The 19,402-nt window shown below is 39.9% G+C and carries 22 protein-coding genes; 10 read left to right on the top strand and 12 right to left on the bottom strand.

Going from position 1 to position 19,402, the window contains the following annotated elements; genetic code table 11:
• Nucleotides 1-33 precede the first annotated feature (33 nt).
• Nucleotides 34-1,008 carry a DUF6427 family protein gene (locus PJIAN_RS03180; protein WP_068701932.1) on the top strand — a complete coding sequence of 325 codons (975 nt, stop codon included), beginning with the start codon at nt 34-36 and terminating at the stop codon, nt 1,006-1,008.
• Nucleotides 992-1,435, top strand: a complete 444-nt coding sequence (locus PJIAN_RS03185; RefSeq protein ID WP_068701934.1) for a YqaA family protein — start codon at nt 992-994, stop codon at nt 1,433-1,435. Before PJIAN_RS03180 ends, PJIAN_RS03185 begins: the two co-directional genes overlap by 17 nt.
• Here PJIAN_RS03185 and dusB read toward each other — a convergent pair whose 3' ends face one another.
• Nucleotides 1,436-2,428, bottom strand: a complete 993-nt coding sequence (dusB, locus tag PJIAN_RS03190) for a tRNA dihydrouridine synthase DusB (protein WP_068701936.1) — start codon at nt 2,426-2,428, stop codon at nt 1,436-1,438. It abuts the gene before it with no gap.
• Between the two features lie 198 nt (nt 2,429-2,626).
• Between dusB and PJIAN_RS03195 the strand changes: the two genes are divergently transcribed.
• Together PJIAN_RS03195 and PJIAN_RS03200 are read left to right on the top strand one after the other, a co-directional pair.
• Nucleotides 2,627-3,649: an adenosine deaminase gene (locus tag PJIAN_RS03195; RefSeq protein WP_201787337.1), complete on the top strand. Its 1,023-nt coding sequence runs from the start codon at nt 2,627-2,629 to the stop codon at nt 3,647-3,649.
• Between the two features lie 11 nt (nt 3,650-3,660).
• Entirely contained in the window at nt 3,661-4,371 is a 711-nt protein-coding gene (locus tag PJIAN_RS03200; protein WP_068702717.1) for a type 1 glutamine amidotransferase, read from the top strand.
• Nucleotides 4,372-4,508: 137 nt separating this feature from the next.
• Here the strand turns inward: PJIAN_RS03200 and PJIAN_RS03205 are convergent, their stop codons facing one another.
• The 3 genes from PJIAN_RS03205 to PJIAN_RS03215 all read right to left on the bottom strand — a co-directional run bounded on the left by PJIAN_RS03205 (nt 4,509) and on the right by PJIAN_RS03215 (nt 6,390).
• A complete protein-coding gene (locus tag PJIAN_RS03205; RefSeq protein WP_084252235.1) occupies nt 4,509-5,285 on the bottom strand; it encodes a TPM domain-containing protein in 777 nt (258 codons plus the stop codon).
• Nucleotides 5,286-5,287: 2 nt separating this feature from the next.
• Nucleotides 5,288-5,728, bottom strand: coding sequence for a TPM domain-containing protein (locus tag PJIAN_RS03210; RefSeq protein ID WP_068701938.1), 441 nt, complete (start codon nt 5,726-5,728; stop codon nt 5,288-5,290).
• Between the two features lie 71 nt (nt 5,729-5,799).
• A complete protein-coding gene (locus PJIAN_RS03215; RefSeq protein ID WP_068701940.1) occupies nt 5,800-6,390 on the bottom strand; it encodes a LemA family protein in 591 nt (196 codons plus the stop codon).
• 210 nt (nt 6,391-6,600) lie between these two features.
• Between PJIAN_RS03215 and mnmA the strand changes: the two genes are divergently transcribed.
• The 3 genes from mnmA (at nt 6,601) to PJIAN_RS03230 (ending at nt 10,365) form a co-directional block, all read left to right on the top strand.
• The gene (gene mnmA / locus PJIAN_RS03220; protein WP_068701942.1) at nt 6,601-7,665 is read left to right on the top strand and encodes a tRNA 2-thiouridine(34) synthase MnmA; all 1,065 of its coding nucleotides are present in this window, start codon (nt 6,601-6,603) and stop codon (nt 7,663-7,665) included.
• 64 nt (nt 7,666-7,729) lie between these two features.
• A complete protein-coding gene (locus tag PJIAN_RS03225; RefSeq protein ID WP_068701944.1) occupies nt 7,730-8,956 on the top strand; it encodes a peptidase U32 family protein in 1,227 nt (408 codons plus the stop codon).
• Nucleotides 8,957-8,973: 17 nt separating this feature from the next.
• Nucleotides 8,974-10,365 (top strand): DUF4403 family protein, encoded by a 1,392-nt coding sequence (locus PJIAN_RS03230; RefSeq protein ID WP_068701946.1) that lies wholly within the window; start codon nt 8,974-8,976, stop codon nt 10,363-10,365.
• Here the strand turns inward: PJIAN_RS03230 and PJIAN_RS15035 are convergent.
• Nucleotides 10,362-10,991: a phosphatase PAP2 family protein gene (locus PJIAN_RS15035; protein ID WP_068701948.1), complete on the bottom strand. Its 630-nt coding sequence runs from the start codon at nt 10,989-10,991 to the stop codon at nt 10,362-10,364. The two genes, PJIAN_RS03230 and PJIAN_RS15035, sit on opposite strands and share 4 nt — an antisense overlap.
• A 20-nt stretch (nt 10,992-11,011) precedes the next feature.
• Nucleotides 11,012-11,992 carry a quinolinate synthase NadA gene (gene nadA, locus PJIAN_RS03240; RefSeq protein WP_068701950.1) on the bottom strand — a complete coding sequence of 327 codons (981 nt, stop codon included), beginning with the start codon at nt 11,990-11,992 and terminating at the stop codon, nt 11,012-11,014.
• Nucleotides 11,993-12,490: 498 nt separating this feature from the next.
• Between nadA and PJIAN_RS03250 the strand changes: the two genes are divergently transcribed.
• Both PJIAN_RS03250 and PJIAN_RS03255 read left to right on the top strand, forming a co-directional pair.
• A complete protein-coding gene (locus PJIAN_RS03250; protein ID WP_068701954.1) occupies nt 12,491-12,970 on the top strand; it encodes an Lrp/AsnC family transcriptional regulator in 480 nt (159 codons plus the stop codon).
• Nucleotides 12,971-12,999: 29 nt separating this feature from the next.
• The gene (locus PJIAN_RS03255) at nt 13,000-13,815 is read left to right on the top strand and encodes a lysophospholipid acyltransferase family protein (protein WP_153802470.1); all 816 of its coding nucleotides are present in this window, start codon (nt 13,000-13,002) and stop codon (nt 13,813-13,815) included.
• A gap of 67 nt (nt 13,816-13,882) precedes the next feature.
• Here PJIAN_RS03255 and tsaE read toward each other — a convergent pair whose 3' ends face one another.
• Both tsaE and PJIAN_RS03265 read right to left on the bottom strand, forming a co-directional pair.
• Nucleotides 13,883-14,296 carry a tRNA (adenosine(37)-N6)-threonylcarbamoyltransferase complex ATPase subunit type 1 TsaE gene (gene tsaE / locus PJIAN_RS03260; RefSeq protein WP_068701958.1) on the bottom strand — a complete coding sequence of 138 codons (414 nt, stop codon included), beginning with the start codon at nt 14,294-14,296 and terminating at the stop codon, nt 13,883-13,885.
• 13 nt (nt 14,297-14,309) lie between these two features.
• Nucleotides 14,310-15,305 (bottom strand): D-alanine--D-alanine ligase, encoded by a 996-nt coding sequence (locus tag PJIAN_RS03265; RefSeq protein ID WP_068701960.1) that lies wholly within the window; start codon nt 15,303-15,305, stop codon nt 14,310-14,312.
• Nucleotides 15,306-15,445: 140 nt separating this feature from the next.
• Here PJIAN_RS03265 and PJIAN_RS03270 point away from each other — a divergent pair, with 140 nt between their 5' ends.
• Entirely contained in the window at nt 15,446-15,880 is a 435-nt protein-coding gene (locus tag PJIAN_RS03270) for a hypothetical protein (RefSeq protein WP_153802471.1), read from the top strand.
• Nucleotides 15,881-15,961: 81 nt separating this feature from the next.
• Here PJIAN_RS03270 and PJIAN_RS14735 read toward each other — a convergent pair whose 3' ends face one another.
• The 4 genes from PJIAN_RS14735 to PJIAN_RS03285 all read right to left on the bottom strand — a co-directional run bounded on the left by PJIAN_RS14735 (nt 15,962) and on the right by PJIAN_RS03285 (nt 19,367).
• Nucleotides 15,962-16,114, bottom strand: coding sequence for a DUF4295 domain-containing protein (locus PJIAN_RS14735; RefSeq protein ID WP_084252236.1), 153 nt, complete (start codon nt 16,112-16,114; stop codon nt 15,962-15,964).
• A 12-nt stretch (nt 16,115-16,126) separates the two neighbouring features.
• Nucleotides 16,127-16,315 (bottom strand): 50S ribosomal protein L33, encoded by a 189-nt coding sequence (rpmG, locus tag PJIAN_RS03275; RefSeq protein WP_068701964.1) that lies wholly within the window; start codon nt 16,313-16,315, stop codon nt 16,127-16,129.
• A gap of 18 nt (nt 16,316-16,333) precedes the next feature.
• Complete coding sequence (rpmB, locus tag PJIAN_RS03280; RefSeq protein WP_068701966.1) at nt 16,334-16,573, bottom strand: 50S ribosomal protein L28; 240 nt, start codon at nt 16,571-16,573, stop codon at nt 16,334-16,336.
• A 154-nt stretch (nt 16,574-16,727) separates the two neighbouring features.
• Nucleotides 16,728-19,367, bottom strand: a complete 2,640-nt coding sequence (locus PJIAN_RS03285; protein WP_068701968.1) for an AsmA family protein — start codon at nt 19,365-19,367, stop codon at nt 16,728-16,730.
• Between the last annotated feature and the right edge of the window lie 35 nt (nt 19,368-19,402).

The raw sequence follows: 19,402 nt of genomic DNA on the forward strand, positions 1-19,402 counted from the left end.
TACGGCTTTGCCCTACATTTTAACTATCTGATTATGAGCGTTCGTTTTAAAGAATTGATACACCCGAACATTGTAAATTTTACACTTTCCTTTGTTGTAGCCGGATTGCTATGGATTAAAGAATTTATTCTACCAGCCCAAAGCACTCCCCTACTCCATCTTTTCAATATTTCGCTGTTGCCTCAATATTCTGTCTGGTTTGGACTTCTATTGAGCCTGGGTGTAGCATATCTTTTATTCCGTCTGTTGGAAACATATACTTTCTTACAGCAACGCACATTTCTTCCATTCTTGTTTTTTATCCTACTATCAGGGTCTTACCCTCTTTTTCATTATCTCACAAATGCCCTCATTGCCGCATTATTGCTGCTAATGTGTTTATGGCAGATATTCTCCGCCTTCCATAAAAATATTCCAATCAGGGAAGCTTTTAATGCCGGTATGTTCCTGTCGCTGGGTTATTTTTATTGCTTCGATTTTTTATTCCTTATACCTATCATATTCATCACATTACACATTGTAAATAACATGAATATCCGGGTATTTCTTTCCACAATGCTCGGATTACTGGCACCTGCGGCATTGGTTTTCGGAATCAGTTTCTTCATTGGAAAAATGAATAGTCAGACAGACTATTTCATGAGCAATATCATCTTCCATTTTGAATACTGGACCTCAAATATTGCATTGATCGTACTTTTGGGAATATTCACTATCATTTCGTGTATTGCCATCACCGGATGTTTACAAAACCGTTTCAGTTCGAGCATTGCCGAACGAAAAAATCTACAAGTATTGGTTTGGTTCTACTTTGGGATACTTACCATACTTTGGGTGAAAATGGGACATATCAGTGATTTATTGCTCCCGTTTTTAATGATTTGTAGTCTCATTTTTTCTATCTTCTTCTCCACCCGCGTTTCAAAACAAAATACTATCATATTTGCCATTTTGATTGTATTCCAGATAGTAACGCTAATACTTGGCCTTAGTGGAACACTTCGCTGAATGGGGCTATATAGGCCTATTTCTGGCAGCCTTTCTGGCAGCCACAGTCCTTCCGCTCGGATCGGAAGTGGTTTTTGCCACGCTAATCTATGCAGGATTGGATATGTGGACGTGCGTTGCCGTGGCTACAGTTGGCAATACACTTGGAGGCATCACTTCTTACTGGATTGGACGAATGGGAAAGATTGAATGGATAGAAAAGTACCTGAAAATCAAGAAAGAAAAGATAGAAAAATTTGAGAAACGAATGTACAACCGGGGTGACTGGTTGGCTTTTTTTTCCTTCGTTCCGGGAGTTGGCGACATAATCGTAGTTGCTTGCGGATATTTCCGGTGCAACTTTCTGGGCACGGCAATTGCCATGACTATCGGTAAATTTTCGCGCTACGTGCTGTGGATGTATGCTCAGGGAATGCTGATGAAATAATTACTCAGCATCCCCGAAATAAGTCGATTTTACGTTATCCAGTATAGCAAAAAGATCTGTCAGATTGTCGGTACGCAACATGGCAATACGGGTGTCTCTGAAGTGCGGAATGCCTTTGAAAAGAGGCGTATTTGCCAAATGACGACGGGTGTGAACAATTCCTCTTCGCTCATCCAGCCATTCTATACTGCTCAATATTTGCTTCTTAACTATATCAAATTGTTCGGATACAGGCATTGACGGAAGCAGTTCGCCGGTTTGCAAATAGTGTTTTATTTCTTTGAATATCCAGGGTTTTCCGATTGATCCACGACCGATCATCACAGCATCCACGCCATATCTGTCGAAACACTCCTTTGCTCTTTGAGGTGAAACAACGTCTCCGTTACCGATAATGGGAATCTTCATCCGGGGATTGTTTTTCACTTCGCCAATCAACGTCCAGTCGGCATCACCGGTGTACATCTGAGCACGCGTACGACCGTGAATAGCCAATGCCTGAATACCACAATCCTGCAATTGCTCGGCCAAATCGACAATTATTTTTGAATTATCGTCCCAGCCCAAACGGGTTTTTGCCGTTACAGGCACGTTCACCGACTTCACAACCTCCTTTGTAATAGCAATTAACTTCGGAATATCGCGCAAAAGACCGGATCCGGCACCTTTGCCGGCCACTTTTTTTACCGGACAACCGAAATTCAGGTCAATGATTTCCGGATTGGCAGTTTCGGCAATTTTAGCTGCTTCGGCCATTGCTTCGGGCTCACGCCCATAGAGCTGAATGGCAACCGGACGTTCGCCTTCAAAAATAGTCAGTTTCTGTTCCGTACGCTTCACATTCCGGATCAACGCGTCGGCCGAAATAAATTCAGTATACACTAAATCAGCATCAAACTGCTTACAAAGCAGGCGGAAGGCCGGATCGGTTACGTCCTCCATCGGAGCCAAAAACAAAGGATATTCGGGAAATATAATGTTGCCTATCTGCATATTACAATCAATTTCAGTTCAAATAAAAAGAGATACAAAGATACGGCTAATTTCTCTTTCGGTAAAAATCATAAAAAACAGAATATATAACATTTAGATTTAATGAGAAATCCGATTTGCAATCACTTGCCAATTTGTCGTATTTTTGCAGGCAATAAATATTCAGAAACGAATTGTATCTGAAAAAAACAATTGATTATGAGTAATCTGTCCATCCACGATTTCATCCGTCAAATACCGAAAGCAGAACTCCACCTTCACATCGAAGGAACGTTCGAACCGGAACTGATGTTTGCAATAGCCCAACGAAATAAAGTTGCAATCCCCTATTCATCGGTAGAAGAAGTGCGCAAGGCCTATCAATTCGGTAATTTGCAGGACTTTCTGGACATCTATTATGCCGGAGCCGCCGTTTTGCAAAAAGAACAGGATTTTTATGACCTGACAATGGCGTATCTTCTAAAAGCAAAAGAGGAAAATATCGTTCATACAGAAATCTTTTTCGACCCCCAAACACACACAGAGCGAGGAATTGCTTTCAATACAGTAATCACAGGCATTCACAAAGCGCTTTTAGACGGCGAAAACAAACTTGGAATCACCTCAAAGCTTATCTTATGCTTTCTGCGTCATTTAAGCGAAGAATCGGCCTTAAAAACGCTTGAACAGGCATTGCCATACAAAGAATGGATTACAGCAGTCGGTTTGGACTCGTCAGAAGTGGGAAATCCGCCTTCAAAATTCCAAAAAGTGTTCGAAAAAGCCGCTGAAAAGGGTTTTCTTGGCGTTGCTCATGCCGGTGAAGAAGGAAATGCCGAATATGTGAAAGAAGCCTTGAATGCCTTGAAAATTGACCGTATCGACCACGGAAACCGCTCACTTGAGGATCCTAATCTGGTCAAAGAGATTGTCGACAGAAAGTTGGCGCTAACGGTTTGTCCGCTCTCCAACCTTAAATTACAGGTAGTAAAATCGCCTGATTTACACCCTCTTAAAAAGATGTTGGAGCTCGGTATGATGGCGACAGTCAACTCAGACGATCCTGCCTACTTTGGCGGTTATCTCAACGCAAATTTTATTGTAATGACCGACGCTCTTGGGCTTTCCAAAGAAGAAATTACCCTGTTAGCCAAAAATTCGTTTGCAGCCAGCTTCCTGCCCGAAGACGAAAAAGAGGAAAAAATAGCTGAAGTAGAAAATTTTTACAACAAAAACAATTGAATATCAACAATATGAAGAAAATACTAATCGTTAGAAACGAAAGCAGCGAAGGTGGCGGGTTACTTTACGAGGTACTCCGCGAAATGAACATTTCTGCCGATGAAATCGATCTTGCCGGAGGAATGCCCTTCCCTTCCCCACTCGATTACGGTGCTTTGATCGTGCTTGGCGGTCCGGACAGCGCCAACGACACCACAGAAAAGATGACCGCCGAAATAGCCCGCATTCAGGAGGCACTGAAAGCCGGAATTCCGTATTTGGGAATCTGTCTCGGATTGCAAACTTTGGTGAAATCGGCCGGTGGAAAGGTGGTAAAAAGCCCCGTAAAAGAGACTGGTTTTCGCGGACCTGATGGACAACTGTTCCGCATAGAACTGACCCAAGCAGGTAAAAACGATCCACTTTTTGAAAACCTTGGAGACAATTTCCCTGTTTTTCAACTGCACGGAGAAACGGTGGAACCTACTGATTCAATGACTGTTTTGGGAATCGGAAAACTTTGCCGTAATCAAATTGTGAAAGTTGCTGATAAAGCCTATGGTATTCAGTGCCATTTTGAACTGACCCGCGAAATGTTTGTGCAGTGGATGGATGAAGTAGATGACCTGAAAGCCATCGATCAGGAGAAATGTGTGGAAGATTTTTGCTCCTTCTTCGAAGAATACATGTTTACCGGCAAACAACTGTTCCGCAATTTTTTGAAAATATCCGGTTTAGCATAAAAAAAGCACACGGAAAACACTGAATATACAGATAGACCTTCAACTATTTCATAATCTACAAATCACAAAATAGTGACCTTTTGTCTTCTGTTATCTCTGTGTTTTCCGTGTGCTAAATAACTTATCGGAATTCAGGCTTACCAGCTACCGCTGGCACCGCCGCCACCGAAATCGCCGCCGCCAAAGCCACCAAAACCTCCAAAATCGGAGCCTCCGCTGCCTCCAAAATCACCGCCGCCACCGCCAAATCCGGGGAAAAAGATGAAAGGTGCGCCACCACCGGAGCCATTTGAACCGTAGCTGGAATAACGGTTTCTACGAACAAACCCGATTATAAACAGAATAAAGAGTGGAATCAGAAAGAATATCCATGAGTAGTTTTTATCCTTTTTCTTTATCTGATCGGCTTTGAACTGTCCGGAACAGATCCCGATAACAACGTCAACTCCTTTATTTACACCACCATAAACATTATTATTGCGGAATTCAGGAATCATCACATCGTTGATAATTTTACTCGAAATGGCGTCGGTGATGTGCTCTTCCAAACCATATCCGACGGAAATACGCACATGTCCACGCTCACCATTCGCCTGTTTGGGAACAATCAGAATCATCAAACCGTTGTTGATACCCTTTTGCCCCACTTTCCAGTCCATCGCCAAACGATCCGTAAAATCGGTAATGTCATATCCTTTTATATCACTGATGGTTACAACAGCAATTTGTGTGGAAGTTGAATCATTGTAGGCTACTAATTTTCTTTCAAGAGCATTGGCTTGTTCCGGAGAAAAAAGGTTTGCCAAATCGTTTACCAAACGTGGCGGATCGGGACGTTTCGGAAAATCCTGAGCAAATGACATTTGCCCCAACAGCAAAAGCAATAAAACTGCTATATATTTTATAGTTCTCATATTCAATGTTTTCCAAATGAAATTTCGTCCGGCAATTCGTTCACATCATCACTTTGGTAAGGAAAATACTCTTTCAATTTTTGACCGGTTGCAAGAATTCCTGATGTCAACCCCTCTTTGTAATGATTTTCTGCAAACATATCCAACATACTGGATTTCAGTTCATCCCAAAAATGTTGCTTTACATGTTCGTGTATCCCGCTATCGCCCACAATTGCCAGTTTTTTGCTTTTAACAGCCAGATAAAACAACACTCCATTGTGCTGTGCCGTGTTAGCCATTCCAAGCTTCTTAAAAACTTTTGTGGCACGCTTCAACGCATTGCCAAAGCAATAATTTTCGAGATGAACACGTATTTCGCCGGATGTATTTTTTTCAGCTTCGGCAATCGCTTCCATGATTTCTCCCTGCTCGTGAAGAGAAAAAAATTCAGTAACATCCATATTTAATTGATTTATAGGTAAAAAAATGACACACAAGCACAATAAACATGTACTTATGTGTCAAAAATATCTTAGAACTTAACCTGAGGTGCTTTTTCTGCGCCTTCAGAAGCTTTGAAATAACCCTTTTGTTCAAAGCTACCCATACCTGCAATTATGTTAGCAGGAAACTTACGAATAGAAGCATTAAACGCTTGAGCTGCTTCATTATATTTTCGACGTTCAACCGCAATACGGTTTTCCGTTCCTTCCAGTTGCGATTGCAAAGCCAGGAAGTTTTCATTAGCTTTCAGGTTAGGATATTGTTCCACACTTACCATCAAACGCGACAAAGCGCCTGAAAGACCGTCCTGAGCCTTCTGAAAAGCAGCTATATTGCTTTCATTCAGCTTTGTAGGATCAATAGTTACTGAAGTTGCTTTCGCACGTGCTTCAATTACTTCGGTCAAGGTTTTTTCTTCATGTGTGGCATAACCTTTCACGGTTGCTACCAGGTTCGGAATCAGGTCGGCACGACGCTGATACACGTTTTCCACATTAGACCACTGAGCTTTAACACCTTCTTCCTGAGATACAAAGCCATTGTATTTTCCCACTCCCCAAAAAATAAATATGGCAATTACAGCTACAACTGCCACCAAAATAATCAATCCTTTTTTCATACGTTAATAATTTATTTTTCTGAATTAATTTTGACTTTCTATTTGTTACAAAGATACATCAAAACAATTCTAATACAACAAATTGTATACCAGTAAAAAAAAGCTGACATACCGCATTTTTTGAGTATTTTTGCATCGTCGTTTCTTTGAAGCAAAAAAGAAAACAAATTATTAATATTCAATACATTACAATATTTTTAGAATTAAAGAATGAACATTGCCGCATTAGTTTCAGGAGGAGTGGACAGTTCCGTGATGGTACATCTGCTCAAAGAATCGGGTTATGATCCTACTATTTTTTACATTCGCATCGGAATGGAAGAAGAAGATGGATTCATCGATTGCCCGTCAGAAGAAGACATTGAAATTACTACATACATAGCCAAAAAATACGGCTGCAAATACGAAGAAGTTTCTCTTCACGAGGAATACTGGGAAAACGTTGTAAGTTACACTATTGAAGCCGTTAAACGTGGCTTGACACCCAACCCGGACATGATGTGCAACAAGCTGATTAAGTTTGGTTGCTTTGAACAAAACTGGGGTAAAGAGTTCGACAAAACAGCCACCGGACACTATGCCCGCACCGCAGAAGTTGATGGAAAAACTTATCTTGCCACTGCTGCCGATCATGTGAAAGATCAGACCTATTTTTTAGGACAAATTGATTACCTGCAAGTTAGCAAACTGATGTTTCCTATCGGACACCTGCAAAAAAGCGAAGTACGTCAAATTGCCGCAGATGCCAAACTTCCAAGTGCCGAACGTAAAGATAGCCAAGGTATCTGCTTTTTGGGTAAAATCAATTACAACGATTTCATTCGTCGTTACCTTGGCGAAAAAGAGGGAAAAATTGTTGAACTGGAAACCGGAAAAATTCTGGGCACGCACAAAGGATATTGGTTTCACACCATCGGCCAGCGCAGAGGCTTGCGATTGGGTGGGGGACCTTGGTTTGTGGTAAAAAAGAATGTAGAAGAAAATATAGTTTACGTTTCAAATGGTTATGATCCTGAAACACAATATGGTAAAGTAATCAATTTGCAGGGATTCCAGTTTATCACCGAAGATTGGTGGGGTAATTTTGAAGGAGAAAAAGATATTAATTTCAAAATTCGTCACACTCCCGAATTTACCAAAGGGAAACTGGTTAAAATAAACGATATCTACCGCATTTACTCTGATGACAAAATTCAGGGCATTGCTTCGGGACAATTTGGCGTTATTTACGACAACGACGCTCAACTTTGTTTGGGAAGCGGTATGATCATCTGATTTTCAACATAATAATAATTATTCAGTGAACAACAATAATTTAAATATATCTGATTTTGAAGTAATGGCACCGGCCGGTTCATGGGAATCGCTCACGGCAGCCATTCAGGGAGGAGCCGATGCCGTCTATTTTGGTATCGAAAAGCTGAACATGCGTTCGCGCTCATCCAACAATTTTACCACCGAAGATCTCAAAGAGATTGTAGCTACCTGCCAAAAGAACAACGTAAAAAGTTACCTGACTCTCAATACAATACTGTATGATGAAGATCTTCAACTAATGCGCGAAATAGTGGACACTGCCAAAGAAGCAGGTGTTTCGGCCATTATTGCATCCGACGTGGCAGCCATGACTTATGCCAATCGGGTAGGGGTGGAAGTGCATCTTTCCACACAGTTGAATATTTCCAATGCAGAATCTTTGCGTTTTTATGCTCAGTTTGCCGATGTGGTGGTACTTGCCCGCGAACTCAATATGGATCAGGTGAAAGCTATCCACGAAAAAATCGTTGAAGAAAATATTTGCGGCACAAAAGGAGAACTGGTACGCATCGAAATGTTCTGTCACGGAGCGCTTTGCATGGCTGTTTCGGGCAAATGTTACCTGAGCCTCCACGAAATGAATGCGTCGGCCAACCGGGGTGCGTGCATGCAGGTTTGTCGTCGTGGATATACGGTAAAAGACAAAGAATCGAACATTGAACTGGACATTGAAAACCAGTACATTATGTCGCCAAAAGATTTGAAAACCATTCATTTCCTGAACAAAATGATCGATTCGGGTGTGCGTGTTTTCAAAATAGAAGGACGTGCCCGCAGCGCCGAATATGTGCGAACGGTTGTGGAATGTTACAAACAGGCTATTCAGGCTTATCTGGACAATAGTTTCACCGATGAAAAAGTTGCTGCCTGGGACGAACGGTTGAAAAAAGTCTTTAACCGTGGTTTCTGGGACGGATACTATCTGGGACAACGTTTGGGCGAATGGAGTAAAAACTATGGTTCGGAAGCCACCAAAAAAAAGATTTACGTAGGCAAGGTGACCAACTATTTTGCCAACATCGGTGTTGCCGAATGCCTGATAGAGACACAATCGGTAAAAATAGGAGATGAAATCATCATAACCGGTCCCACAACGGGTTGCTACGAAGATACATTGTCCGAAATCCGTGTTGATCTAAAACCGGTAGATGAAGCCAAAAAGGGAGATTATTTCTCTATTGCCGTTAAAGATAAAGTAAGACGTAACGACAAACTTTTCAAATGGGAGGATAATAAAATCACTAAATAATTAAATATCAAATAGTCATGAGGAAATATAGTTATCTTTTTCTTTTTTTAATTCTATTTCTTTCAGCGTGTGGAAGTTCTCAGCTGTTAATTGATAAACCGACTGAAAATTATATTCCTCCTACCATTGAAAACAAAACATCAACCATCGGTATTTCTCTCGATATTGATGTTCAGGATCTCGAAAAAAGCATTAATGGCTATTTGAAAAATATTATTTATGAAGATAACAACCTGTCTGATGACAACTTACGTCTGAAAGTATGGAAACAGCAGGATATTCATTTTAACATTACCGGAAACAAAATAAACTGCACTATTCCTCTCAAAATTTGGGTTGAAACCGGATTCAAAAAAACAATTCTCGGTGCTACAATCCAGCAATATTATCAGGCAACCGGCGGAATTACCATCAATTTAAGTTCTACTTACCAGCTTCAAAACGATTGGAAAATAACTACTTCCACAAAGATTAATAATTTTAACTGGACTGAAAGACCTACTGTAAAAGTTGCAGGCATAGAAATGCCGGTTACAATGATTGCTAACCTCACTCTGAAGGCTTTACAACAAAAAATCAATAAGTCTATTGATGCCGCCATTACTAAAAATATGGATGTCCGTCAGATTATGACTAAAACCTGGTCGGTTGCTCAAAAGCCTATTCAGGTAAATAAAAACTACGATGTTTGGTTGAAGGTTACACCCAAAAGCATCCTTTCTACTCCAATGGTGGCCAACGGATCTCATGTAAATTTCAATCTTGGAATGAATGCTCAGATTGAGACCTCGGTAGGAAGCCAGATTAAAAATAATGGCGTTAATAATTTACCTGATTATCAATATGTTTCAGCTATAAAGCCAGAATTTAATCTTTTACTTAACGTCAATCTTGATTACAAAGAATTAACCGACATTGCATCCAAACAAATTGTTGGCAGAACTTTTAATCAGGGAAGCAAACACATAACCATTGATAAGGTTAAATTTTATGGTCACAATGATTTATTGGTTGTTGAAACGCATGTAGTGGGTAGTGCCAACGGAACGGTTTATTGTGTGGGAAAACTGGCTTTCGACAATGTCAATCAAACATTGAGTGTTACCAATTTCGATTTTGATATGAAAACGAAAAATGTTTTGGTAAAAAGTGCCAATTGGCTGATGCACAATAGATTTTTGAAAATGATAGAACCTTATCTGACTATTTCAATGAAAGATCAGATAAACGATATTGTGAAAACAAGCAACGAAATGCTGATAAATTACGAATTGATTAAAGGAATAAATCTTAGCGGAAAACTTGTAAAAAACAATTTCGACGCAATAACCATCACGCCGAATGCTATCGTTGTAAGCGGCCAACTCTCCGGAAACCTCAAATTAAAAATCAACGAACTTCAGTTTTAATGCAACCACTCCATAGAACGCTTTGTAACGCGTTCTATAGGTTTATGGAGCCATTGGTTTGCCTTATAGGTTAACCATGCACTACCGGCTCCTAAAATAGCTCCTGCAGCCACATCCGAAGGATAATGCACTCCGAGATTCATTCGGGAATAACCTACCGAAGTTGCCCATAACATGGACGGAGCAATTACATACCATTTAGGATAACTGATACTCAAAGAAGTAGCAATGGAAAATGCCATTGAAGTGTGTCCTGATGGAAAAGAAGGACTTCCTTCGGTCCCACTTGGAATAATATAACCCGGATACGTTTTATAAGGTCGAGAACGATTTATGCTGTATTTCAATGCCATTGTAAAAGCACTTGAAACAACCAACGATGAAGCTATATACCAGCCATTTTTTACCTCTTCTTCATTCTTAGACAAATAGCCACTTGTCAGAATAAATATGGGAACACCTACTGCAATATAAGCATCTGAATTGGATAAAAATTTACTGGAATTATTCAAAAAAGTACCTGACCCAGTGTTAATTGAATGCAGCCATTTGGTCTCAATAGTCTGAGCTTCTAATTGATTAACTAAAACAAAAACAGAAATAAAAGTAATAATTATAGTTTTCATACTATTGAAAAATTAGAATATTAGCTCAATTCCAACATTTTTCTGATTGGTTTTTCAGCTTTCACACGTACCGATTCTTCAATAGTAATTTCAGGAAATTCATACTTGAGGCAATTGTAAATTTTTTCCATTGTATTGAGCTTCATAAAATTACAATCGTTACAACCACAAGTACTATCGATAGGAGGAGCAGGAATAAACGTTTTATCAGGACTGTATTTTCTCATTTCGTGGATAATTCCACTTTCTGTAGCCACAATAAATTCTTTAGCATCCGATGTTTTCGTGAAATTCAATAAAGCAAGAGTTGATCCTATTTCATCGGCCACTTTCAAAACAACACTCTGACATTCAGGATGTGCTAAAATCAAAGCATTCGGATGTTCTTTTTTCAACAAAAGAATTTTTTCCAACGAAAATTGTTCATGAACATGACAAGCTCCATCCCATAAGAGCATTGAACGACCTGTCACGCTGTTGATATAATTTCCAAGATTACGATCCGGACCAAAGATTAATTTTGCATCTTTGGGAAAGCTATCTACTATTTTACGGGCGTTACTCGATGTCACAACCACATCCGTCAAAGTTTTGACGGCAGCAGTGGTATTTACATACGAAATAACCGTATGATCGGGATGAGCCTTTACAAACTCTTCAAATTTATCGGCAGGACAACTTTCAGCCAGAGAACAGCCGGCATTCAAATCAGGCACTAAAACCTTTTTTTCAGAACTCAATATTTTAACCGTTTCACCCATGAAATGAACACCACACATCACAATAATATCAGCTTCAACCTTGGTTGCCCATTGAGCCAAAGCAAGGCTATCACCAATAACATCTGCAATATCTTGTATATCACCAGTTTGGTAGTAGTGAGCCATAATGACAGCATTCTTTTCTTTTTTAAGACGGGCTATTTCGGCTACAAGATCTGTATTTTCGGGAATAGCTTCATTGGCAAATCCACTTTTCAACCAACATTCTTTTATATTCATATTTTTTTTCAATTTAAAAACTTAGAAAGATGATGATTATTGATTGTTGATAATGCTCAAAACTTTTTTTGCAAAGTCTTTGATTTTTCCTTTTCAAATATAATATTGGAGAAATGAACAATTTATTAGTTTTGTAAAAGCTTAATTGTAAGCAGCATTTAAAGGATTATCAACAACCTGTTCATAAGTTGCAAAGTTAGTAAGTTTTTTATCCCTCTGCATATGTTTTGTGTGTAAAAAGTGGTTGATGATGATTGTATAAAAATGGAAAAATGAATTTGATATTATAGCGAAATTGAATAACAGAATAAATTTATGTGAAAATGCAAGGGCAAAATTCAATTAGTTTTGAAAAAGAAATCACAAGTTATCCACAATTTTACTAACAACCTGTTCTAAAACTATTGTGAATAACTTCATTTTGATACTTATGTAGTGACATAATTTGCTAACTTTCAATATTAACACTATATTTGCATCAAATTTAAATACTGTTATATGGCACACACATTAGACAAACTGGATCGTAAAATTTTGCATTATATATCTCAAAACGCAAGGACACCTTTCTTAGAAATAGCCAGAGAATGCAATGTGTCCGGTGCTGCCATTCACCAAAGGGTACAAAAACTTGTTAACCAGGGTGTAATACGTAATTCGGAATTTGTTATAGATCAATACAAAGTTGGTTATCAAACATGCGCTTACATAGGCATTGTGTTGAAAAACAATATTGAGTTCCAGGCGGTAGTTGATCATATTAAAGAGATTCCTGAAATTGTAGAGTGTCATTACACTACCGGGAAATATGCGATGTTTATAAAGATGTATGCCAAAGACAATCGTCATTTATTACGATTGATTCTCGATAAAATATCTACCATTCCGGGCGTTGCAAACACAGAAACTTTTCAACTTTCGCTTGAAGAAATTTTCCGTCGCCAACTATCTACATTTGGTGTAGACGAAGAAAAATAAAACAGGTTAAACTTTAAGTTGATAAAAGGGTGATAAGTTTTGAGGAGTTTAGCAGTCAGATTCCTGTATTCAGAACGCTGATAGGAAGACCATTAGGTAAAATGGTTTATAATATTTTGGGACTTGGAAAAGTCCACAGAGTATATGAAGCAGCAAAAAATAACTCTTCTGACGGAAATGGGTTTATTGACGAAGTTTACAGACTATTTGGCGTGGAAACGGTTGTTGAAAACCCGGAAGCTCTGAAATATTTTACCGAAAACGAGAAGTTTGTAACAGTTTCCAATCATCCTTACGGAACATATGACGGGATGTCGTTGGTGCGTGTTATCAGCAGTGTTCGTCCTGACATAAAAGGAATTACAAATTTTCTTCTGAGTAAGGTAGAACCTATATCTCATCATTTTATTCCTGTCAATCCCTTCGAAAAATCGACCAGCAATCGCTCCAGTCTGCCTGGTTTGCGCGTTGCTATGAATCATTTGAACGAAGGCCATCCTCTTTTTTTCTTTCCTTCGGGACAGGTTTCTAAAATTGTAAAATGGTTTCGGATTGGTGACCGCGAATGGCAGTTGCCTACCGTAAAGCTTATTCAGAAGTCGGGTGTGCCTGTTATTCCTGTCTATTTTGAGGGACATAACAGTTGGCGTTTTTTACTGATAGGATTGATTCATCCCATATTGAGAACGGCTTTTATTCCTGCGGAATTGAATAATAAGAAAGGAAAGAAGATTCGCCTCCGCATTGGCGAACCGATTACTGTGGAAGAGCAAAAACAGTATAAGAAACCTGAAGATTTCGGAAAATTCTTATACCGAAAAACGTATGAATTGAAACAACAATAACTAAAAAAAGCGGCATCTTTGCCGCTTTTTCAGTTATATATGATTAGCAAATAGTTCTACCTGAATTTTATTCCACTTCAATTTTCCGGCTCCCATCAGCCTGCTCTTCGATGGTTACTTTTACGCAATTTTCAGGCAAAAGTGACTCTATTTTTTCGGGCCATTCGATGAAACAAATGCTTCCGCTGTAGAAATAGTCTTCATAACCGAAGTCGAAAGCCTCTTCTGGCTTGTTTATACGGTAAAAATCGAAGTGAAATATAGGAGCCTTACCTTCCACCTCATATTCGTTGATAATGGCAAATGTGGGGCTGTTTACGACGTCTTTCACGCCCAGCTCTTCGCATACAGCTTTGACGAATGTAGTTTTACCGGCTCCCATCGAACCGTAGAAGGCAAAGACCGTACGTTCGCCCATGTTATTGATAAATTCACGGGCAGTTTCGCGGATCGTATCGAGTGATTTTATTTGAAAAGTCATAGAAAAGTTTCTTTTAAGCCTTTTTGCGGGCAATAGCATCTTCGATAATTTCTGAAATTACTTCACCGATAACCAAGCCGGCATGAGGAATCTGTTGTGGAATGAAGCTGGTCGGCGTCATACCCGGAGTGGTGTTTACTTCCAGCAAATTAATTCTATCGCCCTTGGTGATAATGTAATCGATACGTACAATACCATTACAACCCAATGTGTTATAAATAAATGACGTAGTTTTCTGTACTTTAGAGGTAAGTTTAGCAGAAAGACGTGCAGGTGTAATTTCCTGCGATTCGCCTTTGTATTTAGCGGCAAAATCGAAAAATTCGTTGGCCGGAACCACTTCGGTGATAGGAAGAACCACCTGACGTTTCGAGGTAGAAAAAATTCCGTTGGTGATTTCCGTTCCTTGCATAAAGCTTTCGATGATAACCTCCTGCGCTTCCGCAAAAGCTTTTGCAATGGCCGGTTCTACCTCTTCGGCAGCTTTTACTTTGGTAACGCCGAAGCTGGAGCCACCAAGATTAGGTTTCACGAAACAGGGTAACCCCACTTTTTCAACTACCTGATCAGCTGTAATTACATCATCTTTTCTCAGACGGATAGATGGTGCCACATTTACTCCGAAACTTTTCAGGTAGGTATTACAAACGTATTTGTTGTAGGTAATGGCAGAAGCCAGAACGTTGCAGGAAGTATAAGGCATGCCGATCATTTCAAAATAACCCTGCAAGCGGCCATCTTCGCCCGGAATACCGTGAATGGTAATGTAGGCGCAGTCGAAAGTAATTTTTTGCCCGTTCAATACAAAGCTGAAGTCGTTTTTGTCAATGGGTAAGGTAGAATCGTCTTCGAGCAAAACATGCCAGTTATCCTTTTCAATTACTGCGATGTAGCGGTTGTAACCTGAATCTTCTAAGAAAGAAAAAATGCCTTTGGCGCTTTTAATGGAGACGACAACTTCCGATTGTTCTCCACCTGCAACGATTGCAATAGTTTTTTTAACTGACATTGTATTGAATGATAATAAGTTACTAAAAAAATAGATGTCGTTTATTTGACTGCACAAAGGTACATTTTTTTACTAATGTTGGTACAAAAAGCAGGAATAATCGAATCGTGATGTATTTTTGCAGCCTAATTCAAAAATCTATGAGACATTTCATTCATAAAATAACTCCCCGTATATCTCGGCACAATTTATTACTGGCGGCAGCCTGCATGTGGCTGTTCGCCGGAGGCATGTTGTTGTGGCGAAGTTGTGCTTATTTCGAGCCTGTTTCTGGCTGGCCTTGGTTATTAATCCTCTCTTTTATAGGAGGCCTATTGTTTTTCAGGGGTATGTTTCTCCGTATTTCAAATAAACACATTAACCGCATCCGGAAAATGAAAATCGAACGTCCTTGTCTTTTCTCGTTTTTCAACTTGCGTTCGTATGGTATTATGGTGGTGATGATAAGTGGTGGGGTAGGGTTACGGACAAGCCATTTGATTGCTTTGCCGTATTTATCTCTTTTCTATCTGTTTATGAGTATTCCTTTATTGCTGTCAGCTGTAAGATTTGTCAGAGCCTGGTTGATTTACTAGTATGATTATCAAGTAAATAAAAAACAAAAAGAGGTTGCTTCGTATGAAACAACCTCTTTTTAGTTATAATGTAGCGCTAAATTATTTAGCGAAAAATCCTTTTACTTCATCGTTGTGAACGATTTCTTCTTTGAAGACATATGCACCGGTCTTAGGAGATTTAACCATTTTAATCACCTTAGCATAGGCACGACCTTCACCTGTTTGCAATGATGCAACCGCTTTCTTTGCCATAGTATATAGTTATTATTTGATTTCTTTATGAACCGTTACTCTTTTCAGAATAGGGTTATATTTTTTCAACTCCAAACGACCGGTTGTGTTTTTACGGTTTTTGGTTGTGATATAGCGAGATGTACCCGGCATACCGCTTTCTTTGTGCTCGGTACATTCCAAAATCACCTGGATTCTGTTTTCTTTTGATTTCTTAGCCATTTCTCTGCCTCCTCTTGGTTATACGTATAAATACCCTTTTTCAGCTGCTTTCTTAATGGCAGCATTTAAACCGATTTTGTTAATCGTGCGCAGTCCGGCAGCCGATACTTTCAGGCTAATCCAGCAATCTTGTTCTACCCAATAGAACTTACGTGTAAACAGGTTTACATCAAAAACGCGTTTTGTGCGACGCTTCGAGTGAGAAACGTTGTTTCCTGTCATTGCTTTTTTTCCGGTAATTTGACAAGTCTTTGCCATATCTTATTCTATTTTTTATTGTTTATTCTTTCACAGAATGGGAGCGCAAAGGTACAGAAATTTTATCAACAACCAAAAAATTATCCACAAATTATTTCTATAATTGGATTTCTTTTCTGCTTTTTTAATCATTATGCTGAAATTCAGCATAATATTATTTTGATACTTGTAGTTTTAGAGCCTCTTCATCGCCTTTGGCAATGATGTCGTTTGCTTTTTGCTGTGCCTTTTTCATGGTTTCGTCGGCAAGTTTTTTAGCAGCAATTTTAGCAAACGGGTTTTTTGCCTGATTGACGATGTTGTCGGCCTGGGTTTGTGCAGCCTGTAAAATTGCATCTGCTTTGGCCTTGGCATCCGCCCTGATCTGATCCATTTTCTTCTGCGCTTCTGCTTTGGCTGCGTCCAGTTTCGGGGCTACAGCACTTTTAGCGGTACCCAAAGCTGTATTGGCAATTGATTTACCCAGTTCGGCTGTGCCTAATTTAATTTTCGGATTACTGAAAGTTCCCAGAATCTGGAACGGAATGTTGCTGAGATTGATTCCTAAAGGCGAGGGAGTTCCCGGAGGCAAGGTTAGTTTTCCGTTGTAAAGTATGCTTTTGTCCAAACCTGTTTTTCCTCCCAAATTAAGGGTGTAATTAGCTATTTTGACATCAAATGGCTTCACATTCACAGCTTTTTCGGCGATGGTGAACGGAATTTTCAAATCTTTTGTCGAGAAGCTTTTGAGTTTGTCATTCTTAAGGGCAGTTGCCAGCGAATTAAGAGCTGATACGCCACCAACCTGAACATTGTTCGACTGAAGTAGACCATTTGCCAATAAAGAGTTATAGTCGATATTCATTTTGTCGTCGAGCAATGATTTGAGCGACATCTTCACCGAATAGTTTCCTTTTACGTTCTCAAAAATGGGAACCAGTTTCTGCACCATGTCGAGCGATACGAATGTTTTGGCAAACGAAGCTGTCTGAATGTTCAGATCAAAATCGACGGCCGGTTTTTTAGGATCGACAGTACTGTAGCTGCCATTGGTAGTGATAGTTCCATCGAATATTCCCAATTGCACATTTTTCATAGAGGCAATACCATCTTTCACAATGATTTGACCAGCCAGATTGTTGATATCGAATTTATTGTAAACCACCTTCTTTGCTTTGGCATTGAGTACAAAATCGATATTTTTAGGCACTACAAATGCTGTTGTCTGAACTGATTTGTTGCTTGTAGTTGTGGTTGACGATGCCATCAGTTCGTTCAGGTTCAGATTATTGGAAGAGACATTCAGCGTTCCTTTAATAGTCTGATTTTTTAACACATAAGGAATCATGTTTTCCAGTTTTCCATCAGCTGAAATGTCGCTTTTGCCAATAATTATCTGTGTATTTGTCAGTTCGGCATATTTGGGAGAGAACTGCAATTTTGCCTGCGGAATACGAACTGCCGGCATATCTTTCCCTTTGTAGTTCATGTTGTTGATTTGCAACAACCCGTTGGCATTAATGTTTTCGTATTGCCCGCTTTGTACTTGCCCCATAGTACCAGAGGCGGCCAAATTAGCTGTAATAAGCCCTGTGAGGCCCGTTCCTGCTTCGAGCGGATAGAAGTCCTTAATTCCACCCAGATCGAGCCGTCCGGCAGCTTTCATGGCAAATGCCGTGTTGCCGAGTAGATTGCTAAAATTGCCACTCAGATCGAAGGGGTTTCCGCCCATTTCGAAATGGAATTTCGGCACATGCAGTTGTACCTGATCGAGCCGGTTGCCCGGATTTTCAGCAATCAATTGCAGATTGATATTGGTAACTGATTTCGGGAGGTTCGGGTATTTGAACCAGGCGTTGATCACATTCAGTGCGACTTTGAACGAAGGCATCACCGAATCGCTGTACTGGCCTTTTGCATACCCTTCCAATGAAACCTTACCATCGGCCTGAACAGATTTAAAATCGTTGGCATAGATGGCAGGAACCAGCGAAAGAATGTTTTTGAAAGCAAGTGCCGGAGTTGACAACTTGATATCCATACCATAGCCTTTCGGTAGCATTGCAACCCATCCGTCCAAACTGGCTTCGAGATCATTCACCTTAATCTTATTCTTTTTGAGCGTGTATTTGCTATGCTTGAGATCGGCATTCAGGTTGGCTTCCAACTCGATGTTGGCATCGCGCAGATAGGGGATATTTCCCATGGTGAAGCTCACTTTTTCGGCCTTCATCTGCGTTTCAATGTCGGTAACGTCGGCCGTCATATCGCCCGAGAGAGTGCCCGAAAATTTGTTGAGCGTAAGCAATTGTCCTGCTTTACGGTCGTTATAGGTAATCCGGCCTTCGTCGATAGCCAGCTTTTTAAGCTTGAGATGAAATTTTGATGGAGTAGTATCGGTTTTGGCAACCGTGGAGTCGGGTTTCATGATGTCCCAGTTCACCTTGCCGTCTTTGGCCACAATGGCGTTTACTACCGGGCGATCGAGCACCACTTTGGAAACCTCGTAACCGCTGTTTCCGAAAAGGCTCAGGAGGTTGACCACCACCTGAAAAGATTTGGCGGAGACAAGAGTATCTTTGGCAAACTCACCAACACCGACGATGGAAAGATCCTCGAGCTCGATGGTTGCCTTTGGAAAATTACGCAGTAAGCTGATGCTTAACTTGCTGTAATTGAACGTTGCATTAAGCTTTTTGTTGGTTTCGGATTTGACAATAGTGTCTACTTTGCCATTGAAAGCCATAGGCAAAAAAAGGAGGATCAAGAAAAATCCTCCGAAAACAGAGCCAAAAATAATGAGTTGTTTCTTCATAAAGATTATTGGATATAAAATCAAAAAACAAAAGA

The organism is Paludibacter jiangxiensis (genome assembly GCF_001618385.1).
Lineage (GTDB): Bacteria > Bacteroidota > Bacteroidia > Bacteroidales > Paludibacteraceae > Microbacter > Microbacter jiangxiensis.